This window comes from Ruminococcus flavefaciens AE3010 (genome assembly GCF_000526795.1).
GTDB classification, from domain to species: domain Bacteria; phylum Bacillota; class Clostridia; order Oscillospirales; family Ruminococcaceae; genus Ruminococcus; species Ruminococcus flavefaciens_D.
Genome location: NZ_JAGT01000001.1, coordinates 1,985,993 through 2,007,252, shown reverse-complemented (window position 1 = coordinate 2,007,252; position 21,260 = coordinate 1,985,993). Strand labels below are relative to the sequence as shown.

The window sequence follows — 21,260 nt, the reverse complement described above, 5'->3', positions numbered from 1 at the left end:
ATAAAATATGATGTATGTTATAATTTTAATGTATGATATTTTTGCCGCTATGGGAAATGCTCCATGTATATCTGCGGCATCACATGTATATTTCGGGAAAGCGAGGTGTACTATGCTTTTCTCACTCGATTCTGGAGTTCCTGTGCTTCCTGCTGAGGGATTCAGCGGTGACACAGAGACTGCGGTATGCTTTACAGGACACCGCGAGACCGGTGTTATACCATACAAAAACGAGCCAATATACCAAAGTATAACTACCCGCGCTGTACAGCTCATGCTGTTTCGGTATATAGATATGGCTGTTGAGAGCGGCTACCGCAGCTTCATCAGCGGACTTGCCGTAGGTACAGACCTCTGGGCTGCAAAGTACATTCTTGCCAAGAAACGCTCCGACACAGACATAAAGCTCATAGGCGTAATGCCCTATCTTCGCCACGCCGAGCGTTTTTCCCCTTGGTACAAGGAGATACTTGCCGAGGTGGAGCGGGGTGCGGACGTGCTTCTCACTACCAATACTTCTCCTGCGGTCATTTACGGAAAAAAGGGAGCAGGCGAGAATACCTCCCCCGATGTTTACAGAGACCGTAATTACTTCATGGCAGACCATGCTTCGGCGGTCATTTCCTATTTTAACGAGGGCTCGTTCAAGTCGGGAACGTATCAGACGCTGAACTATGCCGCACGGCAGGGGAAAAAGATACGCCGCTTCGGTCTTGAGGACGTATACGCCCTTATAGATGAGTGCGGACCCGATCTGGAGAGCATACGCCGCAGGCTGGTATTCATGGAAAATGTCTTTGAAATGCCATACTAATAATTATATCACATATTCTTGGAAATGACAAGGCGCGGCGATAAATTTGCTGTGATTTTTTCTTGGACGCGAAAAAGGCAGCGGGGGCACCCCGCTTATATCACATATTCTTGGAAATGACAAGGCGCAAAGCAAATTTTATGTCTGAAGAAATGATTATTTCAACATAACGGGCATTGTTTCACACGCGTTTTTAAACATTGTTGAAAGTTGGCGATATACCGTCAGTGTTGAAATATCAGTCTGTGAAACAATGAGGACTGATATGCTGCAAATGCCTGTATTTCGCCAAATTCGGCTTGCAGAGCTGCCTGAGAAATGAACGCCTGTTCTATTTCAACAGCCTGTTGAATCCTGTGTTTAAACATGCACAGCGCATTCAGATATGTTGAAAATGTGGAAAACTCTGTGGATACACGAAGTTCCGCCAAGTATTTTTAAACTTGCATTTTTGAAAACATTTTTTATTCATTTTATGACGTATATTTTCGGGACGAGTATTATACGGTCAGTTTATATCAGTTCGGGATTTATAAAAAATAAGAGAACGATAAAATAATAACAAGTAAAAAACTGAAGGGAGTCAAACAAAATGGCTAATAAAAAAACAGGACATGTTGCATTACCGTTTCTTGCGACAATATTCATCGGACTTATCGTCGTCGGCGGTATCGCCTATGGTATTTACAGATATTTCGGCTTCGGCAAGGTGGAGCAGCCACCCGAGCCGGTACCGCGCACCAGCGGTCAGATAACTGCCGAGGACAATCATACCATGCTTCTGATACTGGACGTACCCGAGAAGCACAGTCCTCCCACATTTATGCTCATGCGTTCTCTCCCGCTGAAAAAGCGCCTGATATTCGTGGGTATCCCCTCAAACTCCATCGCTCTCGTTGACGGACAGCAGCTGAGCATACTGGACAACTACAGAAACGGCGGACCTGCTTCTGCTGAGGAATTCGTTGAAAAGGTGTTCGACATTGAAGTTGACAAGTACATGAAGTTCGATTCCGCTGCATTCCAGAAGGTCTGTGATATCTTCGGCGGCGTTACGTATTCCGTTAACGCTGACATAGCAGGCTTCAAGAATGACGGCAGCCAGCAATACCTTAACAGCGACCAGATCGAGACTTTCGTAAACTACCTTATGTTCAAGGGCGGAGAGTCCGAGCGTGCAGTTACCGCTTCTGCTGTACTTTCGGCTATGGTGAATCAGGCTGACGGAAAGCGTATCGCTGACAGCTTCGACAACAATTTCAGTATCGTCATAAATATGGTAGAGTCCGACGTTACTGCTGCCGATTATAAGGAGCGCAAGAACGGCATCAAGAACATGTTCGAGTACGGAGCAGCTATTGCAGTGCCCCTTTCACTTGACGGTACAGCCGCAGGTGAGGACTTTATCCCAAGCAGCTCCTTTATCGAGAATGTCAAGGAAAACTATTTCAAGGACTCAAAGGACAGCAAGTCCAAAAAGGGAAATAAGGAAGAGAAATGACGGGAATATTTGATACACACGCTCATTATGCGGACAGTGCCTTTGATGAGGACAGGGAGCAGGTGCTTGCGGAGCTTCCCGAAAAAGGCGTAAAGCTGGTGATGCTGGCAGCGTCGGGACTTGATGATTCTGCCGAGAATTCCCTGCTTTCTCAGAAATACGGCTATGTATACGCAGCCGCAGGAGTCCACCCCGAATCCGTGGACGAGACTACCGACGGTTATCTTGACAGCCTGCGCGAGATGATAGCAGCCAATAATAAGATAAAGGCGGTAGGTGAGATAGGTCTCGACTATCACTACGACGGCTATGACCGTGACCTGCAGATACGCTTTTTCCGCGAGCAGCTGGCATTTGCCAATGAACTGGATATGCCCGTTATTGTTCACAGCAGGGACGCCGTTGAGGACACCGTGGATATACTCAGTGAATACCGTCCCAAGGGCGTAGTTCACTGCTTCAGCGGCTCTGCGGAGACTGCAAAGGAGATACTGAAGCTGGGAATGTATATCGGCTTTACGGGAGTGCTTACCTTCAAAAATGCCAAAAAGGCGCTGAAAGCTCTGGCAGAGGTGCCTATGGACAAGCTTCTCATGGAGACAGACTGTCCCTATATGGCTCCCGAGCCCTTCAGAGGTCGGCGCTGCGACAGCTCAATGATAGCCTATACAGCAGCCAAGGCAGCCGAGATAAAAGGCGTTTCGGTGCAGGAGCTCATTGATATCACCTGCAAAAACGGTATGACCATGTACGGTATAAACTGACAGTGAAGCTGTTTTTGAATTAATAAAAGCGAAAGGAGGAAAACGAGTGTATTACTGCTGCGGAGTAACAGAAAAGGGCGTTATGCCCCATAACGAGGACGCCCTGCTCATTAAGGACAGCGTAATAGATTCGGGTTCTTCCGAGCATGAGCTTGAGGTGCCGTTCATAGCGGCGGTATCCGACGGAGTTTCGGGGGAGCGCTCAGGTGAGCTTGCTTCAAAGATGTGCCTTGAGTATATCCGCGATATGGGCTACAGCGGTGATATGAAGCTTGACGAGGAGCTCCTTGCCATACATAAAAAGCTTGCGGAATACAGCGAGTCCGATCCTGAAATGCACAATATGCAGGCTACTATCTGCGGCATTGCTGTGGACGAGGCGAATAATATACTTACATTCAATGTGGGAGATTCCCGTCTGTACCGTTACCGCGGCGGACGTATCAGGCAGATATCCCGCGACCAGTCACTGGTACAGCTCCTCATCGACGAGGGAGCTATAACCAGCGAGGAGAGAAGCACTCATGTTCACAGGAATATAATCTTCCCCGTACTGGGCAACGTCAAATCCGAACCTCAGATAGATACGGTAAAGCTTGAGGGCGGAATGGAGTACGGCGACCTGCTGCTGCTCTGCACCGACGGACTTTCGGATTATGTGTCGGTGCTGGATATTGAAGAGGTTCTGGAAATGCCCAAGCCTCTGAAAGCAAGGCTGGAGCTTCTGGTGAAAAAGGCTCTTGATAACGGCAGCAAGGATAATATAACAGTGATCGCGGCAGTCTATTATGAGTGATGACAGCTGTTACATAAATGAAAAGGGGAATGTACGTGAGCAAACTAAAAAGCTTATTTATCAGAAGAGCAGATGAGAAAAACAGCTTTAAATCCGATCTGCTGGTCTTGCTGATCTATACGGCAGGAATAATATTTGTGACCTGTTTTCATGAGCTGTGGTTCGACGAGACTCAGGCGTGGCAGATAGCAAAATGTGCTTCGTTCAAGGAGCTCTTCACATATATCCCCCATTATGAGGGACATCCGCCCATGTGGCATCTTTTTCTTTCCATATTTGCCAAAAACGGCGCTCCCGTTGACTTCACGCTGAAAGCCATAAATACTGTTTTTTGCGTCATAGCTATGGCGCTGCTGATATTCCGTTCACCGTTCCCTAAGATAGTACGGTATCTGCTTCCGTTCACGTTCTATTTCTTTTATCAGTACGGAGTGCTGAGCCGTCCCTATTCCATATCAATGATAGCTTTCTTCCTTATGGCTATTGCCTACAAGGATAGAAATGCTCACCCATGGCGGTATATTCTTGCTATGACGCTGCTTTCTCTTTCAACAGCCTTTGGATTGATGATAGCAGGAGGACTTTGCATAGTATGGACATTTGAGATAATCGCTGAGCTTATCCGTAACAAGAAGCTGAAGTTCTTCTGGAAGGATATGCGGTTCTGGTCGCTGTGCTTTATACTGGTCATAGCAGTTGCGGTCATGCTGATGATAATACCTGCGGATAATTGCTATTATATCGGTGCAGATGACGGCTTATCAGTTTTCGACAGAGTGATATTCCTGCCCTTCTATGAATACCTTGCTGCAATGCCCTTTGAGAGCTGGAGCGGCATATTATTGGGAAATTATGATATCAATTCCATTCCTGCCATTGGTATCGTGGAAATAATATGCGGACTTGCCATGTGGGTGGGACTGTCTGCCTTTGCTGTAAAGAATAAGAAGTTCTTCACATTTTTTCTTCCATATCTTATAGTTACAGTTGTCTGGGCATTTAAGTATGTTTCCATCCATCATCTTGGACTTGGAGCTCTTCTGCACATATTCTTGTTCTGGATAATGGCTGAACAGGAGGGGGGCATAGCTGTTCCCGAATTTATGAAGAAGCTGAATTCAAAGGTGACATCGCCGTCTATCAGAAAATTTGTTATCGTTGCAGGTTCTCTCATTTGTCTTGCTCCCGTAGCATACAGCGTTATTGCATCAGTACTTGACATGACCCATGAGGTCGGGCTGACCTGTGTTGCCGATATTATCAAGGAGAATCACCTTGAGGATACCAATATAATGGCAATGTGGGACGTTAAGTATGAGGGCGATGATGATGACGACGATGATGATGAGAAAATTGACAGGTATCTGTTTGCGACTCTTGAGATACCGTCGGCTCATCGTCCAATAAAAGAAAGCAGGACCTATCTTTCAGGTGCATCTGCTATGATACAGCCTTATTTTGATAAAAATATCATTATGAATTTTAATGCGGACTGTCCCGAGGATATGTATATGCACTATCAGTATAAGGAAGATTCCGAGAAGATATACAGTCTCTGGCGCGAAAAGGGACTTCCGGATTTTATAGTCGGCTACTGTCCCATAGACGATGTATATGATGAAAAAACACTTGAGGGCGTAAGGTATCTGCCTGTCAAGATGATAGACTACTGCACGGTCGGTAAGGTATGTGTAAATCATAGCTGTATTTATTTTTATATGCGTGATGACCTTTTTGATGAATATCCTCAGTTTGAATGGATAAACGATCAGACAGGCAATGTTTTTGAGAGAAAGCCGCAGAAAGCGGAATAACGGCTGATAATAAAAGGCTGCACAGATATTCTGTGCAGCCTTTTTTGCGTTCTGCGGGCGAACACTGTTCGTCCCTACAGTGGGTTCATGTTATTTGCGTTGTCAGGCATACACGGGACGTCGAGGACGCCGTCCCCTACGCTCTAAACTCTCAACTGAAAAAGGACAGCCGAAGCTGTCCCTTTTTCATCATGTGAAGTATTTAACGCCGCTTTCGAAGATCTTCTGGTCTTTTTCACCCTGAACGTTCTTGCAGATATAGCTGCCCTTACGCTCGGAGTGTCCCATTTTACCGAATACTCGTCCGTCGGGAGATGTGATTCCCTCGATAGCCTCGATAGAGGTATTGGGATTGTAGCGGATATCCATTGTGGGATTGCCGTCAAGGTCAACGTACTGAGTTGCTATCTGACCGTTGTTTGCAAGCTGCTGAATGAGACTTGCGGGAGCTACGAAGCGTCCCTCGCCGTGTGAGATAGGAACTGTATGGATATCGCCAACCTCGCAGCCATAGAGCCATGGGCTCTTGTTGGAAGCGATTCGTGTATTTACCATCATGGACTGGTGGCGGTTGATAGTATTGAATGTAAGTGTAGGAGCGTCATCAGCCATGTCGATTATCTCGCCGTATGGAACAAGTCCCAGCTTGATAAGTGCCTGGAAGCCGTTGCATATACCAAGCATAAGTCCGTCGCGGTTCTTTAAAAGGTCGTGAACTGCGTCCTTTATCTTGGGGTTGCGGAAGAATGCTGTGATGAACTTACCGCTTCCCTCGGGCTCGTCACCGCCGCTGAAGCCGCCCGGTATCATGATTATCTCGGAGCGTCTTACTGCGCTCTCAAAGTATCTTACGCTCTCCTCGATATCACCTGCGGACAGGTTGCGGATAACTACTACCTCAGCCTTAGCGCCTGCCTTCTCGAAGGCTCTTGCTGTATCATACTCGCAGTTAGTTCCGGGGAATACGGGGATAAGAACTCTCGGCTTAGCTATCTTGGTAGAAGCTGAAAGCTGTATGCGGTTTGGTGAAGAATAGGTCTGGGGAGTTGTATCCGTTGTCTTTATGCGGCAGGGGAATACAGGCTCCAGCTTGCCCTCCCATATCCTCTGGAGGTTGTCAAGGCTGATAGTATAGTCAAGGCAGAGTATCTTGTAATCGGAGATAGTCTTACCGATGATGTTCTCATCGTCCTTGGCGTCGCCCTTGAGCTCAATGATGAATGCGCCGTAGCAGGGCTTGAACAGCTCCTTGCCGCTGAGTCTTGTTGTGAACTCGAAGCCCAGCTTGTTACCGAAGCACATCTTTGCGATACCCTCGGCAAATCCGCCGTAGCCGTTTGTCCATATAGCATTTGCGCGGTCGTCCTTGATTATCTGCTCAACCTTGTCGAAGCAAGCCTTTATGCTGTCGAACTTGGGAAGTCCGTTTGCGTCGTACTCGGGAACTATGGAGATAACAGTGTTTCCTGAGCCCTTGAACTCTGTAGATACTATCTTGTCAGCCATAGCAGTTGATACCGCAAAGGAAACAAGTGTAGGCGGTACGTCGATATTCTCAAATGTACCCGACATGGAGTCCTTACCGCCGATAGAACCGCAGGCAAGCTCCAGCTGAGCCTTGAATGCGCCGAGAAGAGCTGCCATAGGCTTGCCCCAGCGTGCAGGGTCGTTCTGAGTTCTCTCAAAGTACTCCTGGAATGTGAGCCAGCACTTCTTATATGAGCCGCCTGCTGCGACTACCTTAGCGATAGACTCGATAACAGCAAGCATTGAGCCGTGGTAAGGCGACTTCTCGGAAATATCGGGGTTATAGCCCCAGCCCATGAGCGAGCAGGTGTTGGTCTCGCCTGTGAGTACAGGTATCTTGGCAGCCATAGCCTGTGAGGGAGTCATCTGGTATACTCCGCCGAATGGCATAAGTACTGTGCCTGCGCCGATCGTGGAGTCGAACTTCTCGATAAGTCCCTTCTGTGAGCATACATTGAGGTTTGACATGAGCTGAGTCCATGACTCTGCGCTGTCTGTTACGTTCTCGTCTTCAAGAAGCACAGGAGCTTCTACCTCGATGTCTGTATACTTTGGAGCACCGTTGGAGTTGAGGAACTCACGGGACAGGTCAACGATAGTGTTGCCGTTCCATACCATTTTTAGGCGGGGTTCTTCAACAACATCAGCAACGAGGGTAGCTTCAAGGTTCTCCTTGGAAGCCTCCTCCATGAATTTGTCAAGGTCTTCGGGCGCAATGACAACTGCCATTCTCTCCTGAGACTCGGAAATAGCTATCTCGGTACCGTCAAGTCCGTCGTACTTCTTGGGTACTGCATTGAGGTTGATAACGAGACCGTCAGTAAGCTCACCGATAGCAACTGAAACGCCGCCTGCACCGAAGTCGTTGCAGCGCTTTATCATCTTTGTTACCTCGGGATTGCGGAAGAGTCTCTGGAGCTTTCTCTCCTCGGGAGGATTACCCTTCTGTACCTCTGCACCGCAGTGTTCGAGAGATTCAAGTGTGTGTGACTTTGACGAGCCAGTAGCACCGCCGCAGCCGTCGCGTCCTGTCTTGCCGCCCAGAAGAATAACGATATCTCCGGGAACAGGTCTCTCTCTGCGGATATTCTCAGCAGGAGCAGCGCCCAGAACTGCGCCTATCTCCATACGCTTTGCAACGTAGCCCGGGTGGTATACCTCAGCAACATGACCTGTAGCAAGACCTATCTGGTTGCCGTATGAGCTGTAGCCGTTGGCAGCACCGAGAGTTATCTTTCTCTGTGGGAGCTTGCCTGCGATAGTGTCCTCAACTGGTACGAGAGGATTAGCCGCACCTGTTACACGCATAGCCTGATATACATATGAACGTCCAGAAAGGGGGTCTCTGATAGCGCCGCCGAGGCAGGTAGCCGCACCGCCGAAAGGCTCTATCTCTGTTGGGTGGTTGTGGGTCTCATTCTTGAACATGAGAATCCAGTCCTCGAGCTCACCGTCGATGTCCACCTTTATCTTTACGGAACAAGCATTTATCTCCTCGCTCTCGTCAAGGTCGGGGAGCTTTCCGTCTGCTTTCAGCTTCTTTGCTGCAAGGGTAGCAAGATCCATAAGGGTCATGGGCTTGTCCGTTCTGCCCAGCTCCTTGCGTACATTAACATACATATCGTATGTATCTTTTATATAAGGAGTATTTATCTTTACGTTTTCTATATTTGTGAGGAATGTGGTATGACGGCAGTGGTCAGACCAGTAGGTATCTATCATGCGGATCTCGGTGATAGTGGGGTTGCGCTTTTCCTCGTTGCGGAAATAGTCCTGACAGAACTTGATATCATCGTAGTCCATGGCAAGACCGAACTTGTCCACAAATGCGTGAAGTCCGAATGCATTGAGGTTGATGAAGCCCTCAAGCTCCTCAACAGTAGTTGGGATATCGTAATTTGTATCGAGAGTCTTTACAGTCTCCAGTGAAGCCTCGCGGCTCTCAACAGGGTTGATGATATAGGATTTCAGCTTAGCGAAGTCCTCATCACTGATGATACCCGAGATTATGTAAACTCTTGCGTTTCTCACGCGGCAGCGCTCTCCCTGACGGAGTATCTGGATACACTGCTCACAGCTGTCGGCTCTCTGGTCGAACTGTCCGGGGAGGTACTCAACAGCGAAAACGCGGTCTGTATCGCTTACCCGGGGAAGGTCGTCGTATACCACGTCAACGGCAGGCTCTGAGAAAACGGTGCTTACAGCAGCCTTGAAATCCTCCTCGCTGAGCTTATCTGCGTCGTATCTGTTGAGGATACGGACACCCGAAATGTTAAGTCTGAGTGCAGTTTTTATATCGCTGAGCACAGACTGAGCTTCTACTGCAAATTCAGGCTTTTTTTCAACGTAAATTCTGAATACGGACATAATTCAGTCTCCCTTCAAATAATTCATAGTGCGCATTGATAATTCATCATAGTAATTGAGAATTGAGAATTTAGAATTGAGAATGAATGTGTCCGCTATGCGGACTGATTTAAATAATATCGCGTAAGCGATACCATAATTCTACATTCTCCATTTTCAATTCTCCATTCAGCGAACCACCAAGCCGTTAAAATAATTACGCATTAATAAACGTCCCCGACAGGTCTGCCTAAACAGAAGTCGTGACCATACTCTTCTATTATAACACTAATTATCCGATTACGCAAACTTTTTTCTGGATTTTTTCGAGAAATTTTTATTAATGTATAGTCAGGTGCGTATCCGCGGTGAAATTCTGTAGAATTTTCACGTTCAAACAGCACTGGCACTGTCTTTCCCACCTGTGACCGCAGGTACTTTTCCCTTGTCTCGTCAGCTGCCGCGGTCATTTCGTTCCAGCGCTGTGTCTTGACGCTCTCGGGCACCTGTCCCGTCATTTTGTCCGCCCTTGTGCCCTTTCTCAGCGAATAGCGGAACACATGCACCTTTGCAAAGCCTATTTTGCGTATGAACTTAACTGACTCGGCGTGGTCTGCGTCGGTCTCCTGTGGGAATCCCACCATTACGTCCGTAGTAAAGGAGCAGTCGGGGAATATCCCGCGTATACGCTCCGTCAGAGCAAGGTACTCCGCGGCGGTGTACTTGCGGTTCATGGCTCTCAGCGTCCCCTCGCAGCCGCTTTGCAGTGACAAATGGAACTGTGGACAAAACTGGGGCAGGGCTTTCAGCCTTTGCAGCAGCTCCGCCGACATCATCTCGGGCTCTAAGGAGCCAAGCCTTATGCGCTCTATGCCTGTGGTCTCCGCGCATATCTCGGCGGCGTCAGCAAGGTCAAGCCCCCACTCTCTGCCGTAGAATGCAAGGTTTATGCCTGACAGAACTATCTCCTTGACGCCGTTTTCGGCGATAGCTCTTATCTCCTCACGAAGCACGTCCATAGGCTTGGAACGGCAGCGTCCTCTCGCAAATGGTATCATACAGTATGAACAGAACTGGTCACAGCCGTCCTGTATCTTCACGAAAGCACGAGTGTTGCTGTCAAAACGGGTGCACTGCAGGGGCTCAAACTTGTCCTCGGAGCTGTAGTCCGACAGCTCCACCACACGGGAGCGATTCTCAAGGCAGTTCCCCACAAGCTCAACAATGCGTGCACGTGACTTTGTGCCTGCGATTATATCCGCTTCGGGGAGCTTAGCCGCTTCATCGCGGTTAGCCTGCGGATAGCAGCCTGTCAGCGCTATGACGGCATCGGGCAGAGCCGCCCTTGATTTTCTCAGAGCCGTCAGTGCACGGCTGTCTCCCGAGGAAGTCACGGTGCAGGAATTGATGACCACAGCGTCAGCTTCCGATAATTCTTCGGTTATTTCATAGCCTGCCTCACGGAAAAGGGACTTCATGCACTCGGTCTCATAGTGGTTGACTTTACAGCCAAACGTTATAAAATTTATTTTATACATAATTCGTCCTCAAACTCATATATCTTGCAGTATTCATCATGTAAGATGTGCACAATTTTACGCAAAGCATTTTATGCACACTAAATATAAATATCGCTATCAATAAAAAAAATCTCTGCTTACTCAATCAATTATACCAAATTGACGAAAATGTGTCAAACTCCTTGACACTGCCTGTTTTTAATGGTATTATGTATTTGCGGAAACGGAAAAGCCGCAGAAAAAGAAATAAACGAGCAAAAACACATCAAACAGGAGGTATTAAGCATGACAAAAACAACTGTTAATCTTCAGGCAATCAACGACGTAAAGGAATTCGTCAACATCGTTATGAAGTACGACTTCGATATTGACCTTGTTTCAGGCAGATACGCTATTGACGCCAAGTCTATCATGGGTATCTTCAGCCTTGACCTCTCTAAACCCATTCAGCTCAACGCACACACAGACAATGCAGACGCATTTCTCAAAGAGATCGACAAGTTCATCGTAAAGTAAGATTTAACATAACACACAAAGCAAAAGGGGATATGTTCCATACGGAATGTATCCCTTTTTTCTATTTCAATGCATAATTCATAATGCGTAATGCGTAATTGTAAGGGCGCACAATGTGCGCCCGCAAGTCATAATTGAAATATCATGGGCGCTCGGAAAACGCCCCTACAAGCTAACGGCTAAAGGCTCGGGCGGATAATATCCGCCCCTACACTACTGTCTATCATAGTAGCTCTTGCCGCCGTTGGGGCGGAAGTAGGTCCTGATATAGCCGTCCTTGGAAAGTATGACGAACTCGTTGGTATCCTCGATATAGTACACTCCGTCGCCGTCCTCGGCTTCGGTCTTGTGGAGAGCTTCCTTATTGTTTATGACATCGCTGGCGCCCTTTTCATAGTCTGCCGCGGAGCTATAATCGAAATCGTCCTTGAACTCCGAACCGTGCTTCTCAAAGTGCTCGTTAAGGAGCTTTTTGCTGCGGAAACGGTACTCCACATATGTGCCGTCGTCAAGGTCGAATACCGCAGTTGTGGTAGTCTCGGCAGCAGCTTCGGTGGTGGTGGTCTTTTTCTGAGATTTATTCTTTTTTGTTGTAGTCTTTGTGGTCTTTGCTTTTTTAGCAGTTGTAGCTGGAGCAGTGGTGGTCTGCGTCTTTATGGTCCAGTCCTGTATCTCCACAGCAGTAGTCACGGGTTCGCTGCGGCGGCTTTCAATATAGCTTTCGTTATGGTCGGTACAGCCCATGAGCATTGAAGCTCCCAGCATAACTGCCGATACTGCGGCAAATATTCTTCTTTTTTTCATGTGAATTCTCCTTTCGCGCGGAGCCCGCGCTGCTTTGCCACGTTGGCGCTCATAAACTCGCTCACTTTTATAAAAAACGTTTATTGTACATCGCTTACAGCACAATACAGATAAATATCCTTCTACATCACATTATACAGCAACATTTTACAAATATCAAGTTACGAATAATTACAAAACAGCAAAGATCCCGAGGAATCGCTCCTCGGGATCTATTTAACTCGATGTACGAACTTCTCTTATATCATAGCTGAGTTCGTAGCTGTCGTCAGCACACTTGCTGTAAAAGCTGCTGACGATACGGCTCGCAACAAGATGTCCGCCCTCGTCATCTGCTCCGATGAGAAGAATAACTACGCGGTCGTCTCCGCAAACCGACGACATATCGCCTCGTCTCAGGCATTTGCGCACCGACTCGGCAAGTATGCCTATTGTCTGCCTGTTTTCGGCAGCTGTTTTATCACCGATGTGATCGAGCTTCATTACAAGCATCTGTGCATTCTTCTGTGTACGCTCAAGGACTCTCAGTACAAAGCGGAATATATTGGTGAAATCAACGGAGCGGACGCAGTACGCACCCGAATCGCCGTCATTTATCTCCATTATACTGTCAATATTCATCATGTGCTCGGAGTTCTCACGCAGAGAGACTGCGGAAATACCGCGAAGTCTGCGAATGAGGAGCTGACCGCTTATGGGCAGTCTTATCACATCGTCAAAGCCCATTCCCAGAAGTATCTCCTGATTCTCGCAGCTGCACTCGGAGGTCACAGCTGCCACGGGGACGTCTCTGAAGCGTTCATATGTCTGAATATCGGCGATGACCGTGCCTATGGCTCCGCCGCAGTACTCCTCGGACACAAGAAAGATATCACATTGTTTCAGTTCATTCACATCGGAAGCTATGGTGTATTCAAATTCCTCGCCTATGGTTTTTTCCCAGAATCCACACTTATTAGCGCTGTCGATGATTCCAGCCTTCATAGCTTCGCCTCCTTGTTCAAAAAAAGTTCATATCTATTATATCATACAGGGAGGAAAGTATCAAGTATTTTTTACAACAAATTTTCAGCAGAATTTTTGGCATTTAAATCATAATTTACGTTTGTAGGGGCGGATATTATCCGCCCGAAATGTAGGGGACGGCGTCTCGACGTCCCGTTTGGTAGGGACGTTTTCCGAAAAACATTAAGGGACGCCCTCTCTTGCAGGGCCCCCTAATCGGGTCCGTCCCCTCTGTCGCGCTGCGACATCTCCCCACCCCGTGGGGAGTCACCCTCTCCCGAAAACAATTCACTGGATTGTTTTCGGGATTCACCCTTGCGGTGACTCCCTGTAGTACAGGGAGATGCCCGAAGGGCAGAGGGTCGTCGCTCCTGTTAGGAGCGCCTTCGTAAAGTTTCGCTGTTCTTTAAAAGCTGGGAACAGCGACCAGAGGCGCTGCCTCTGACCTTACTGGTACGTCCCCTCTGTCGCTACGCGACATCTCCCCATCTTATGGGGAGTCACTCTGCCAAAGGAACACAGTCCCTTTGGAATCCCGTTCATATCCTCAGGAAGTTATTACGTTAAATTATTATTTATCATCATCGATAAATTCCAGTATATCTCCCGGCTGACAGCCCAGAGCCTTACAGATAGCATTCAGCGTGGAAAAGCGTATGGCGCTTACTTTTCCCGTTTTCAGCTTGGACAGATTAACGTTGCTGACTCCCACACGGTCGCTGAGCTCGTTAAGGCTCATCTTCCTGTCCGCCATTACGCGGTCAAGTCTTAAAATTATTGACATACAGGCTCACCTCATAACGTCTCGTCGGATTCTGTCTGGAGAAGCCTGCCGTAGCGCATTATCTCCGCAAAGAACAGGAAAAGAACTGCTATGAATATGGAACCTGTGCCCATAACTCCTGTTTTCAGTATCCCGAGCTCACTGAGCTGAAAAAACGTAGGGAGCATGGCTTTTACGAAAAAAACGCCTGCTATACCTCTGACAGCCCATACATTACCGCGTGTAAAAGGTCTGCCGCTTCTGAATATCCTGAAGAAAATCAGTGCAGCGAGAATAAGTATTGCGGCATATAAACAATATGATACTATATTCTTTGCGAGGATATTTTTCATGTTTTCGCAGGATTTTGTGTTATTATAATACCATACTCCTGCCGATACGCTTGAAATTGCTCCCAAAACCGATAATATCATTATCACAAGACTGCTGTTTTTTATTATTGATATATTTTTATTTATCATATTTATCTCTCCTTTGTTCTTATAAGGTCTCGTCGGACTGCTGCTGTAAGTCCTTTCCGTAGCGGAATACCAGTGAAAAGCTGTACATGATAAGGCCTGCCAGCCAGAACAGGTCTAAGCTTATCCTGCCGTTGGCAAGGTATATGAACAGTATTTTCGATATTTCTGTTGCTATGAAGTATATGCCCAGATTTCTCACGTAGTCTGCCGTTTTATTTGTGAACGGCGTCCTGTTTCTGCTCAGGGTGTACATTACCTGCAATGCCGAGACAAAGGCGCCTATTACTGACGCTATAAGGACAGCGATCGCGATCAGTCCCAGTGCTGCTTTCCAGAACGGCTGCTCCTTTGCCTGCATGATTATCTGTGTGTTTGAACCGCTGTCAGGCAGGAGGTTCAGAACATTCAGCAGCAGATATACTGCCATTGCGCATACGATAACCTTGCTTACTCTTTTTATTTTCTTGGTCAGCTTCTCGTTCTCCATAAACATTCTCCTTTGCTGTATTATTTTTCGGAGCTGTTCTCCGTCTGTGAGTACATAATACCACAGAGATTAATGTTTGTCAATGTATTTTTAACGTTTATCGTTAAATATTGTATGTTTGAACATAAACAGGCACAGCTTTGAAACTTCATCTTGTACAGTTTACACGATAAAAATTTATCGTTAAACATTAAAACACAAATGCGTCGCACATGAATTTCTGGCATTTTTCACAGTTATATTATAGACATCAGCGCCGAAATGTGATATAATAATAGTAAGATAAATCATAATTTACGTTTGTAGGGGCGGTGACTCCCTGTAGTACAGGGAGATGTCAGCGTAGCTGACAGAGGGTCGCGGCTCCTGTTGGGAGATTATCCGCCCGAAATGTAGGGGACGGCGTCTCGACGTCCCGTTTGGTAGGGACGTTTTCCGAAAAACATTAAGGGACGCCCTCTCTTGCAGGGCCCCCTAATCGGGTCCGTCCCCTCTGTCGCGCTGCGACATCTCCCCATCTTATGGGGAGTCACTCTGCCAAAGGAACACAGTCCCTTTGGAATCCCGTTCATATCCTCAGGAAGTTATTACGTTAAATTATGATTTACAAAAGGAGGAAATTCAATGAAAATGACTTTTATCGGCGCTACCCATGAAGTTACGGGCAGCTGTACTTATATAGAAGCCTGCGGCAAAAAGTTCCTCGTGGACTTCGGTATGCAGCAGGGCGAGGACATATTCGAGAACGTTCAGATACCTGTGTCTCCATCAAATATCGACTTCGTTCTCCTTACTCACGCACATATCGACCACTCTGGACTTCTTCCGCTGCTGTATTCGGGAGGCTTTCAGGGCGAGATTCACGCTACGGAGGCTACTTCAAACCTCTGCTCCGTAATGCTCCGCGACAGTGCCCACATTCAGGAATTTGAAGCGGAATGGCGAAGCCGTAAGGCTGCAAGACGAGGCGAGCCCGACTATGAGCCCCTTTACACAATGGACGACGCTATCGGAGCTATCGAGCTCTTCGTGCCTCACCATTACGAACAGGAATTTGAGGTATGTGAGGGAGTTAAGGTGCTATTCCGCGACGCAGGTCATCTTCTGGGCTCGTCAAGTATACTCCTCACCATTACCGAGGACGGCGTTACCAAGACTATTGCATTTTCAGGCGATATCGGCAACACCTATCAGCCCCTTATCCGCGACCCTCAGTACATCGAAGCTGCCGACTACGTGGTTATGGAGTCCACCTACGGAAACCGTATCCACGATCGTCCCACGGACTACACTTCATCTCTTGCAAAGGTATTGCAGGAGACCTTTGACCGCGGCGGCAGCGTTATTATCCCGTCCTTTGCAGTGGGCAGAACTCAGGAAATGCTCTACTTTATCCGCCATATCAAGTCCGAGGGACTTGTGAAAAGGCACGACGGCTTTCCTGTTTACGTGGACAGCCCCCTTGCCAACGAGGCTACGAATATATTCATCAGCAACCGCGAAAGCTGCTACGATGAGGAGGCTCTCTCCTTTGTGCGTCAGGGCATAAACCCTATCAGCTTCGATGACCTTATCAGAACTGTCAGCAGCGACGACTCCCGTGCTATCAACGATGACCCACGTCCAAAGGTCATTATCTCTGCCAGCGGTATGTGCGAGGCAGGCCGTATCAAGCACCACCTCAAGCACAACCTGTGGCGAAAAGAGAATACCATTCTCTTTGTCGGCTATCAGGCAGGAAATACTCTCGGACGTGCCCTTGTTGACGGCGCTAAGCGCGTAAAGCTCTTCGGCGAAACAGTAAAGGTAGCCGCCAAGATAACACAGCTTCCCGGTATCAGCGGTCACGCCGACCTTAACGGTCTTCTTGCGTGGGCTAAGTCAGTCTCGGGAGTACAGCGCTTCTTCATCAACCATGGTGAAGCCAGCTCCGCAGAGAGCTTCGCCCAGAGGCTCCGTGATGAGCTGGGGGCTGAGGTATACGTTCCATACAGCGGTGCGGAGTTCGATATTGCCGAGAATACTGTCACTATCGATGCCGAGCCTATCCCGATACCCAAGAAGCGCAACAGCGCAAACTTCAACATCACCTACAGCGACCTCGTTGCCGCTTCCGACCGCCTTGCAGCTCTTATCAGGGACTCCGACGGCAGGACGAATGCGGATATGCGCCAGCTCACAGAAGCTATCCACAAGCTCTGTGACGAGTGGAAATTACCGTAAATATGAAAAAAGGACAGCTTCGGCTGTCTTTTTTCTGAAATGTGCTTTTTTTGATTGATCTGAGGAGCTTTTAACAAATTTTGGCTTGTCACATTTTGAGCAGCGGTGATATAATAAATATATCATCATAATTTAAGGAGGATATTTTATGAGAATGACTAAGCTTTTAGCCGCTGCTATGGCTATAATACTTGTCGGCGGCTCGATGAATTATACACCGGATAACTCCGCAGGCAGTTTTTTTGCGGCTAACGCAGCAGCAGCTACAACCGCCGCGGACTTGAACCTTAAAGGAATTTTTTCAAAAAACGATTACTACGAATTTAAACAGGGAAGCGACAATAACTCCTTCATTTTCAGCATTGAACTGTACGATGACCGCGGAACATCTGCAAAGCTCCTTAAATTCCGTGAACAGATCAAGGAATTTGAATACGACTTCGTATTTGATGATAAAAATGTTGTCGTACAGAAGAAAGAACTCTGCAATTTAGGAGACTTCTATTCTGTTCAGGCAAAGCTGAAATTCCCCGAAAACACTCCTTTGCGCGAATACGGCTTTAAGATCGTTGTAACAAAAGCTATTGATAAAAACGGCAAAGACGTTACGTCTAAATTCGTTACATATAACGGCAAATATTCCATACTGGACAAAAACGGTAATGATACGGGAAGACCCGATCCCGAAGTTGAAATAGTAAACATGACCATGATGAGTATAAGCAGAGGAGGCGGCACCACCGCAGGCCTTGCATATAACGAAAGACTGCTGACCGACAAAGGATATTATGTAACAGGCAATATCAACGGCAAAGATCATTATTTCAAGGAATTTGACTATGACGTGGAGCTTGATGACCCCAAAGCTGTGATACTTGAAAAGAAATTGTCAGCTGAGCCGCAGAGTCAAGGCGGTTATTTCTTCTATCCGACAGTTAAGATAAAGATACCCGATGATTCAGCTGTTGGAAATCACGAATGTAAGATAACCATAAAAAAAGCCATTGATCTCAACGGCAAAGATGTTACAAATAAACTCCTCTCCAACACATTATTTTATTATTATACAGTAAAAAGCAATGAAGGCACAACGCCCGCAACAACAGGCAAGCCTTCAAAGGGCGATCCCAACAGCGACGGCAAGATTAACGCTATCGATGCTTCAGACGTCCTTAATGTCTATGCAAAGCTCGCTACAAACAAAACTCAGCCTACAAAAGACGAGCTTGCTTGCTGCGACGTTAATAACGACGGAAAGGTAAACGCTGTTGACGCTTCATATGTTCTCTCTTACTATGCGTACACACAGACAGGCAGAACAGATTCCTTTGCAGATTATATGAAAAATCATTAACATATTATCAGGGACGGCTATATGCCGTCCTTTTTTTGCAAAAATCCGCCATAATCTACTAAAAATGAATTTGTCCTACCTATTTTTATGGCTTTTGACGAATATTTCACAAACCTTAAAAATTTCGCTTTTATATATTGACTTATTTTGTCCAAAGGAGTATAATTTATATTGTATTGCAAATACTACTTATTTTATAATATATTAACTTGGAGGTTTTTAACATGAGCAGAGTTTATAACTTCAGTGCAGGTCCTGCTGTTCTTCCCGAGGAAGTTCTCAAGGAATGCGCAGAGGAAATGATGGACTACAAGGGCTGCGGTATGTCCGTAATGGAGATGTCTCACCGTTCAAAGGTTTATGATGAGATAATCAAGGAAGCAGAGAAGGATCTCCGCGACCTTATGAATATCCCCGACAACTACAAGGTCATCTTCGTACAGGGCGGCGCTTCTCTTGTTTTCGCAGGCGTTCCCATGAACCTTATGAAGAAGGGCAAGGCTGCTTATATCATCACAGGTCAGTGGGCTAAGAAGGCTGCACAGGAAGCTGAGAAGTACGGCGAGGTAGTTAAGGTAGCTTCTTCTGCTGACAAGACCTTCTCTTATATCCCTGATTGCTCAGACCTTGATATTCCCGACGATGTTGACTACGTTTACATCTGCGAGAACAACACTATCTACGGTACAAAGTTCTGGGAGCTCCCCAACACAAAGGGTCACGAGCTTGTTGCTGACGTAAGCTCATGCTTCCTCTCAGAGCCTGTTGACGTAACTAAGTACGGCGTTATCTACGGCGGCGTTCAGAAGAACGTTGGTCCTTCAGGCGTTCAGATCATCATCGTTCGTGAGGACCTCATCGCTGACGGTCCCGCACTCAAGTGCACTCCTACAATGATGGACTGGAAGATCCAGTCTGATAACGAGTCTCTCTACAACACACCTCCATGCTACGGCATCTATGTTTGCGGCAAGGTATTCAAGTGGATCAAGAAGATGGGCGGTCTCGAGGCTATGAAGGCTCACAACGAGAAGAAGGCTAAGATCCTCTATGATTTCCTCGACAGCAGCAAGATGTTCAAAGGCACAGTTGAGAAGAAGGACCGCTCACTCATGAACGTTCCTTTCATCACAGGCAATGAGGAGCTTGACAAGAAGTTCGTTGCCGAGTCAAAGGCAGCAGGCTTTGAGAACCTCAAGGGCCACAGAACTGTTGGCGGTATGAGAGCTTCTATCTACAACGCTATGCCTATCGAGGGCGTTGAGAAGCTGGTTGCTTTCATGAAGAAGTTCGAGGAAGAAAACTCCTGACATTTCAAATTCTGAATTCGGAATTGTTTCAAAGCTTTAAGCTCTAATAAATAGGAAAGAGGTTTACTGAAATGTACAAGATCCAGACATTAAACAAGATATCAGCTATCGGCACAGATATTTTTGACAAGAGCAAGTACTCAGTAGCAGACGAGGTAGCTAATCCCGACGCTATCATGGTTCGTTCGGCTAAGATGCACGACATGCAGTTCGGCGACAATCTCCTCGCTATCGCTCGTGCAGGCGCAGGCGTAAACAATATCCCTGTTGAGCGCTGCGCACAGGAGGGTATCTGCGTATTCAATACTCCGGGCGCTAACTCAAACGCTGTTAAGGAGCTTGCTATCTGCGCACTTCTCCTTGCTTCAAGAAAGATCGTTGAGGCTGCTTCATGGGCTGCTTCACTGAAGGGCACACCTGATGCTCCCAAGACTGTTGAGGGCGGCAAGTCCAAGTTCGCAGGTCCTGAGATCGCAGGCAAGACTCTCGGTATCATCGGTCTCGGCGCTATCGGCGGCAAGATCGCTAACGCTGCTGAGTCTCTCGGCATGAAGGTAATCGGCTATGACCCATTCCTTTCAGTCGGCGCTGCTCTCCACCTTGAGCCTTCTGTAAAGATCGTTACAGATATCAACGATATCTACGCTAACAGCGACTACATAACGATTCATATGCCTTACACTCCTCAGACAAAGAACACTATCGATGCTGAGCAGATCGCTATGATGAAGGACGGCGTTCGTCTTATCAACTTAGCAAGAGGCGAGCTCATCAACAGCGAGGCTGTTGTAAAGGCTATCGCTGAGGGCAAGGTAGCTAAGTACGTTACAGACTTTGCTGACGATGTAGTTCTCGGCGTTGAGGACGTTATCGTTCTCCCTCACCTCGGAGCTTCTACTCCCGAGAGCGAGGACAACTGTGCTGTTATGGCTGCCGAGGAGCTTATCGAGTACCTCGAGAACGGCAACATCAAGAACAGTGTAAACCTTCCTAACGCTTCAATGAACGCAGTAGGCACAAAGGTTTGCATTATCCACAAGAACGTTCCTACAACTATTGCTTCTATCACATCAGTAGTAGGCAACGAGGGCATCAACATCGAGAACATGGTAAACGCTTCCAAGAAGGATTTTGCTTACACAATGCTCGACGTTACAAGCGATGTACCTCCTGCAGTTGAGGGCAAGATCAACGCAGTTGACGGCGTTATCAGAGTAAGAGTTATCAGATAAGA

The 21,260-nt window shown here is 47.2% G+C and carries 17 protein-coding genes; 10 read left to right on the top strand and 7 right to left on the bottom strand.

Features of this window, described 5'->3' with window-relative positions:
• The first annotated feature begins 112 nt into the window (after positions 1-112).
• The 5 genes from N774_RS0108620 to N774_RS0108600 all read left to right on the top strand — a co-directional run bounded on the left by N774_RS0108620 (position 113) and on the right by N774_RS0108600 (position 5,689).
• The gene (locus tag N774_RS0108620; RefSeq protein ID WP_024860861.1) at positions 113-814 is read left to right on the top strand and encodes an SLOG family protein; all 702 of its coding nucleotides are present in this window, start codon (positions 113-115) and stop codon (positions 812-814) included.
• A 592-nt stretch (positions 815-1,406) separates the two neighbouring features.
• The gene (locus N774_RS0108615) at positions 1,407-2,315 is read left to right on the top strand and encodes an LCP family protein (RefSeq protein WP_024860860.1); all 909 of its coding nucleotides are present in this window, start codon (positions 1,407-1,409) and stop codon (positions 2,313-2,315) included.
• Positions 2,312-3,079, top strand: a complete 768-nt coding sequence (locus N774_RS0108610) for a TatD family hydrolase (RefSeq protein WP_024860859.1) — start codon at positions 2,312-2,314, stop codon at positions 3,077-3,079. The genes N774_RS0108615 and N774_RS0108610 overlap by 4 nt, the downstream gene beginning before the upstream one ends.
• A gap of 46 nt (positions 3,080-3,125) precedes the next feature.
• Positions 3,126-3,875: a PP2C family protein-serine/threonine phosphatase gene (locus N774_RS0108605; RefSeq protein ID WP_024860858.1), complete on the top strand. Its 750-nt coding sequence runs from the start codon at positions 3,126-3,128 to the stop codon at positions 3,873-3,875.
• Positions 3,876-3,910: 35 nt separating this feature from the next.
• Positions 3,911-5,689, top strand: a complete 1,779-nt coding sequence (locus N774_RS0108600) for a hypothetical protein (RefSeq protein WP_024860857.1) — start codon at positions 3,911-3,913, stop codon at positions 5,687-5,689.
• 189 nt (positions 5,690-5,878) lie between these two features.
• Here the strand turns inward: N774_RS0108600 and N774_RS0108595 are convergent, their stop codons facing one another.
• Together N774_RS0108595 and mtaB are read right to left on the bottom strand one after the other, a co-directional pair.
• Complete coding sequence (locus N774_RS0108595; protein WP_024860856.1) at positions 5,879-9,583, bottom strand: phosphoribosylformylglycinamidine synthase; 3,705 nt, start codon at positions 9,581-9,583, stop codon at positions 5,879-5,881.
• 203 nt (positions 9,584-9,786) lie between these two features.
• Positions 9,787-11,100 carry a tRNA (N(6)-L-threonylcarbamoyladenosine(37)-C(2))-methylthiotransferase MtaB gene (gene mtaB / locus N774_RS0108590; RefSeq protein ID WP_024860855.1) on the bottom strand — a complete coding sequence of 438 codons (1,314 nt, stop codon included), beginning with the start codon at positions 11,098-11,100 and terminating at the stop codon, positions 9,787-9,789.
• Positions 11,101-11,367: 267 nt separating this feature from the next.
• Here mtaB and N774_RS0108585 point away from each other — a divergent pair, with 267 nt between their 5' ends.
• Positions 11,368-11,598, top strand: coding sequence for an HPr family phosphocarrier protein (locus N774_RS0108585; RefSeq protein WP_024860854.1), 231 nt, complete (start codon positions 11,368-11,370; stop codon positions 11,596-11,598).
• A gap of 213 nt (positions 11,599-11,811) precedes the next feature.
• Here N774_RS0108585 and N774_RS18240 read toward each other — a convergent pair whose 3' ends face one another.
• From N774_RS18240 to N774_RS0108560, 5 genes are all read right to left on the bottom strand, one after another.
• Positions 11,812-12,402, bottom strand: a complete 591-nt coding sequence (locus tag N774_RS18240; protein ID WP_024860853.1) for a hypothetical protein — start codon at positions 12,400-12,402, stop codon at positions 11,812-11,814.
• Positions 12,403-12,618: 216 nt separating this feature from the next.
• Positions 12,619-13,386: a hypothetical protein gene (locus N774_RS0108575; protein WP_024860852.1), complete on the bottom strand. Its 768-nt coding sequence runs from the start codon at positions 13,384-13,386 to the stop codon at positions 12,619-12,621.
• A gap of 592 nt (positions 13,387-13,978) precedes the next feature.
• Positions 13,979-14,191 carry a helix-turn-helix domain-containing protein gene (locus N774_RS0108570; RefSeq protein ID WP_024860851.1) on the bottom strand — a complete coding sequence of 71 codons (213 nt, stop codon included), beginning with the start codon at positions 14,189-14,191 and terminating at the stop codon, positions 13,979-13,981.
• Between the two features lie 11 nt (positions 14,192-14,202).
• A complete protein-coding gene (locus N774_RS0108565; protein WP_024860850.1) occupies positions 14,203-14,652 on the bottom strand; it encodes a DUF2975 domain-containing protein in 450 nt (149 codons plus the stop codon).
• A gap of 19 nt (positions 14,653-14,671) precedes the next feature.
• Entirely contained in the window at positions 14,672-15,139 is a 468-nt protein-coding gene (locus N774_RS0108560; protein WP_024860849.1) for a hypothetical protein, read from the bottom strand.
• A 624-nt stretch (positions 15,140-15,763) separates the two neighbouring features.
• Here N774_RS0108560 and N774_RS0108555 point away from each other — a divergent pair.
• The 4 genes from N774_RS0108555 (at position 15,764) to N774_RS0108540 (ending at position 21,258) form a co-directional block, all read left to right on the top strand.
• Positions 15,764-17,362 (top strand): MBL fold metallo-hydrolase RNA specificity domain-containing protein, encoded by a 1,599-nt coding sequence (locus N774_RS0108555; RefSeq protein ID WP_024860848.1) that lies wholly within the window; start codon positions 15,764-15,766, stop codon positions 17,360-17,362.
• 148 nt (positions 17,363-17,510) lie between these two features.
• Positions 17,511-18,716, top strand: a complete 1,206-nt coding sequence (locus tag N774_RS0108550; protein ID WP_024860847.1) for a dockerin type I domain-containing protein — start codon at positions 17,511-17,513, stop codon at positions 18,714-18,716.
• Between the two features lie 224 nt (positions 18,717-18,940).
• Positions 18,941-20,026: a 3-phosphoserine/phosphohydroxythreonine transaminase gene (gene serC, locus N774_RS0108545; protein WP_024860846.1), complete on the top strand. Its 1,086-nt coding sequence runs from the start codon at positions 18,941-18,943 to the stop codon at positions 20,024-20,026.
• Between the two features lie 71 nt (positions 20,027-20,097).
• Positions 20,098-21,258: a phosphoglycerate dehydrogenase gene (locus N774_RS0108540; protein WP_024860845.1), complete on the top strand. Its 1,161-nt coding sequence runs from the start codon at positions 20,098-20,100 to the stop codon at positions 21,256-21,258.
• Positions 21,259-21,260: the final 2 nt, after the last annotated feature.

Excerpts from the sequence above, each read along its gene's own strand:
- N774_RS0108615 (WP_024860860.1), top strand. The coding sequence starts at position 1,407 with ATGGCTAATAAAAAAACAGGACATGTTGCATTACCGTTTCTTGCGACA.
- mtaB (WP_024860855.1), bottom strand. The coding sequence starts at position 11,100 with ATGTATAAAATAAATTTTATAACGTTTGGCTGTAAAGTCAACCACTAT.
- N774_RS0108540 (WP_024860845.1), top strand. The coding sequence starts at position 20,098 with ATGTACAAGATCCAGACATTAAACAAGATATCAGCTATCGGCACAGAT.
- N774_RS0108585 (WP_024860854.1), top strand. The coding sequence starts at position 11,368 with ATGACAAAAACAACTGTTAATCTTCAGGCAATCAACGACGTAAAGGAA.
- N774_RS0108610 (WP_024860859.1), top strand. The coding sequence starts at position 2,312 with ATGACGGGAATATTTGATACACACGCTCATTATGCGGACAGTGCCTTT.
- N774_RS0108565 (WP_024860850.1), bottom strand. The coding sequence starts at position 14,652 with ATGATAAATAAAAATATATCAATAATAAAAAACAGCAGTCTTGTGATA.
- N774_RS0108620 (WP_024860861.1), top strand. The coding sequence starts at position 113 with ATGCTTTTCTCACTCGATTCTGGAGTTCCTGTGCTTCCTGCTGAGGGA.
- N774_RS0108550 (WP_024860847.1), top strand. The coding sequence starts at position 17,511 with ATGAGAATGACTAAGCTTTTAGCCGCTGCTATGGCTATAATACTTGTC.
- N774_RS18240 (WP_024860853.1), bottom strand. The coding sequence starts at position 12,402 with ATGAAAAAAAGAAGAATATTTGCCGCAGTATCGGCAGTTATGCTGGGA.
- serC (WP_024860846.1), top strand. The coding sequence starts at position 18,941 with ATGAGCAGAGTTTATAACTTCAGTGCAGGTCCTGCTGTTCTTCCCGAG.
- N774_RS0108555 (WP_024860848.1), top strand. The coding sequence starts at position 15,764 with ATGAAAATGACTTTTATCGGCGCTACCCATGAAGTTACGGGCAGCTGT.
- N774_RS0108595 (WP_024860856.1), bottom strand. The coding sequence starts at position 9,583 with ATGTCCGTATTCAGAATTTACGTTGAAAAAAAGCCTGAATTTGCAGTA.
- N774_RS0108575 (WP_024860852.1), bottom strand. The coding sequence starts at position 13,386 with ATGAAGGCTGGAATCATCGACAGCGCTAATAAGTGTGGATTCTGGGAA.
- N774_RS0108570 (WP_024860851.1), bottom strand. The coding sequence starts at position 14,191 with ATGTCAATAATTTTAAGACTTGACCGCGTAATGGCGGACAGGAAGATG.
- N774_RS0108560 (WP_024860849.1), bottom strand. The coding sequence starts at position 15,139 with ATGGAGAACGAGAAGCTGACCAAGAAAATAAAAAGAGTAAGCAAGGTT.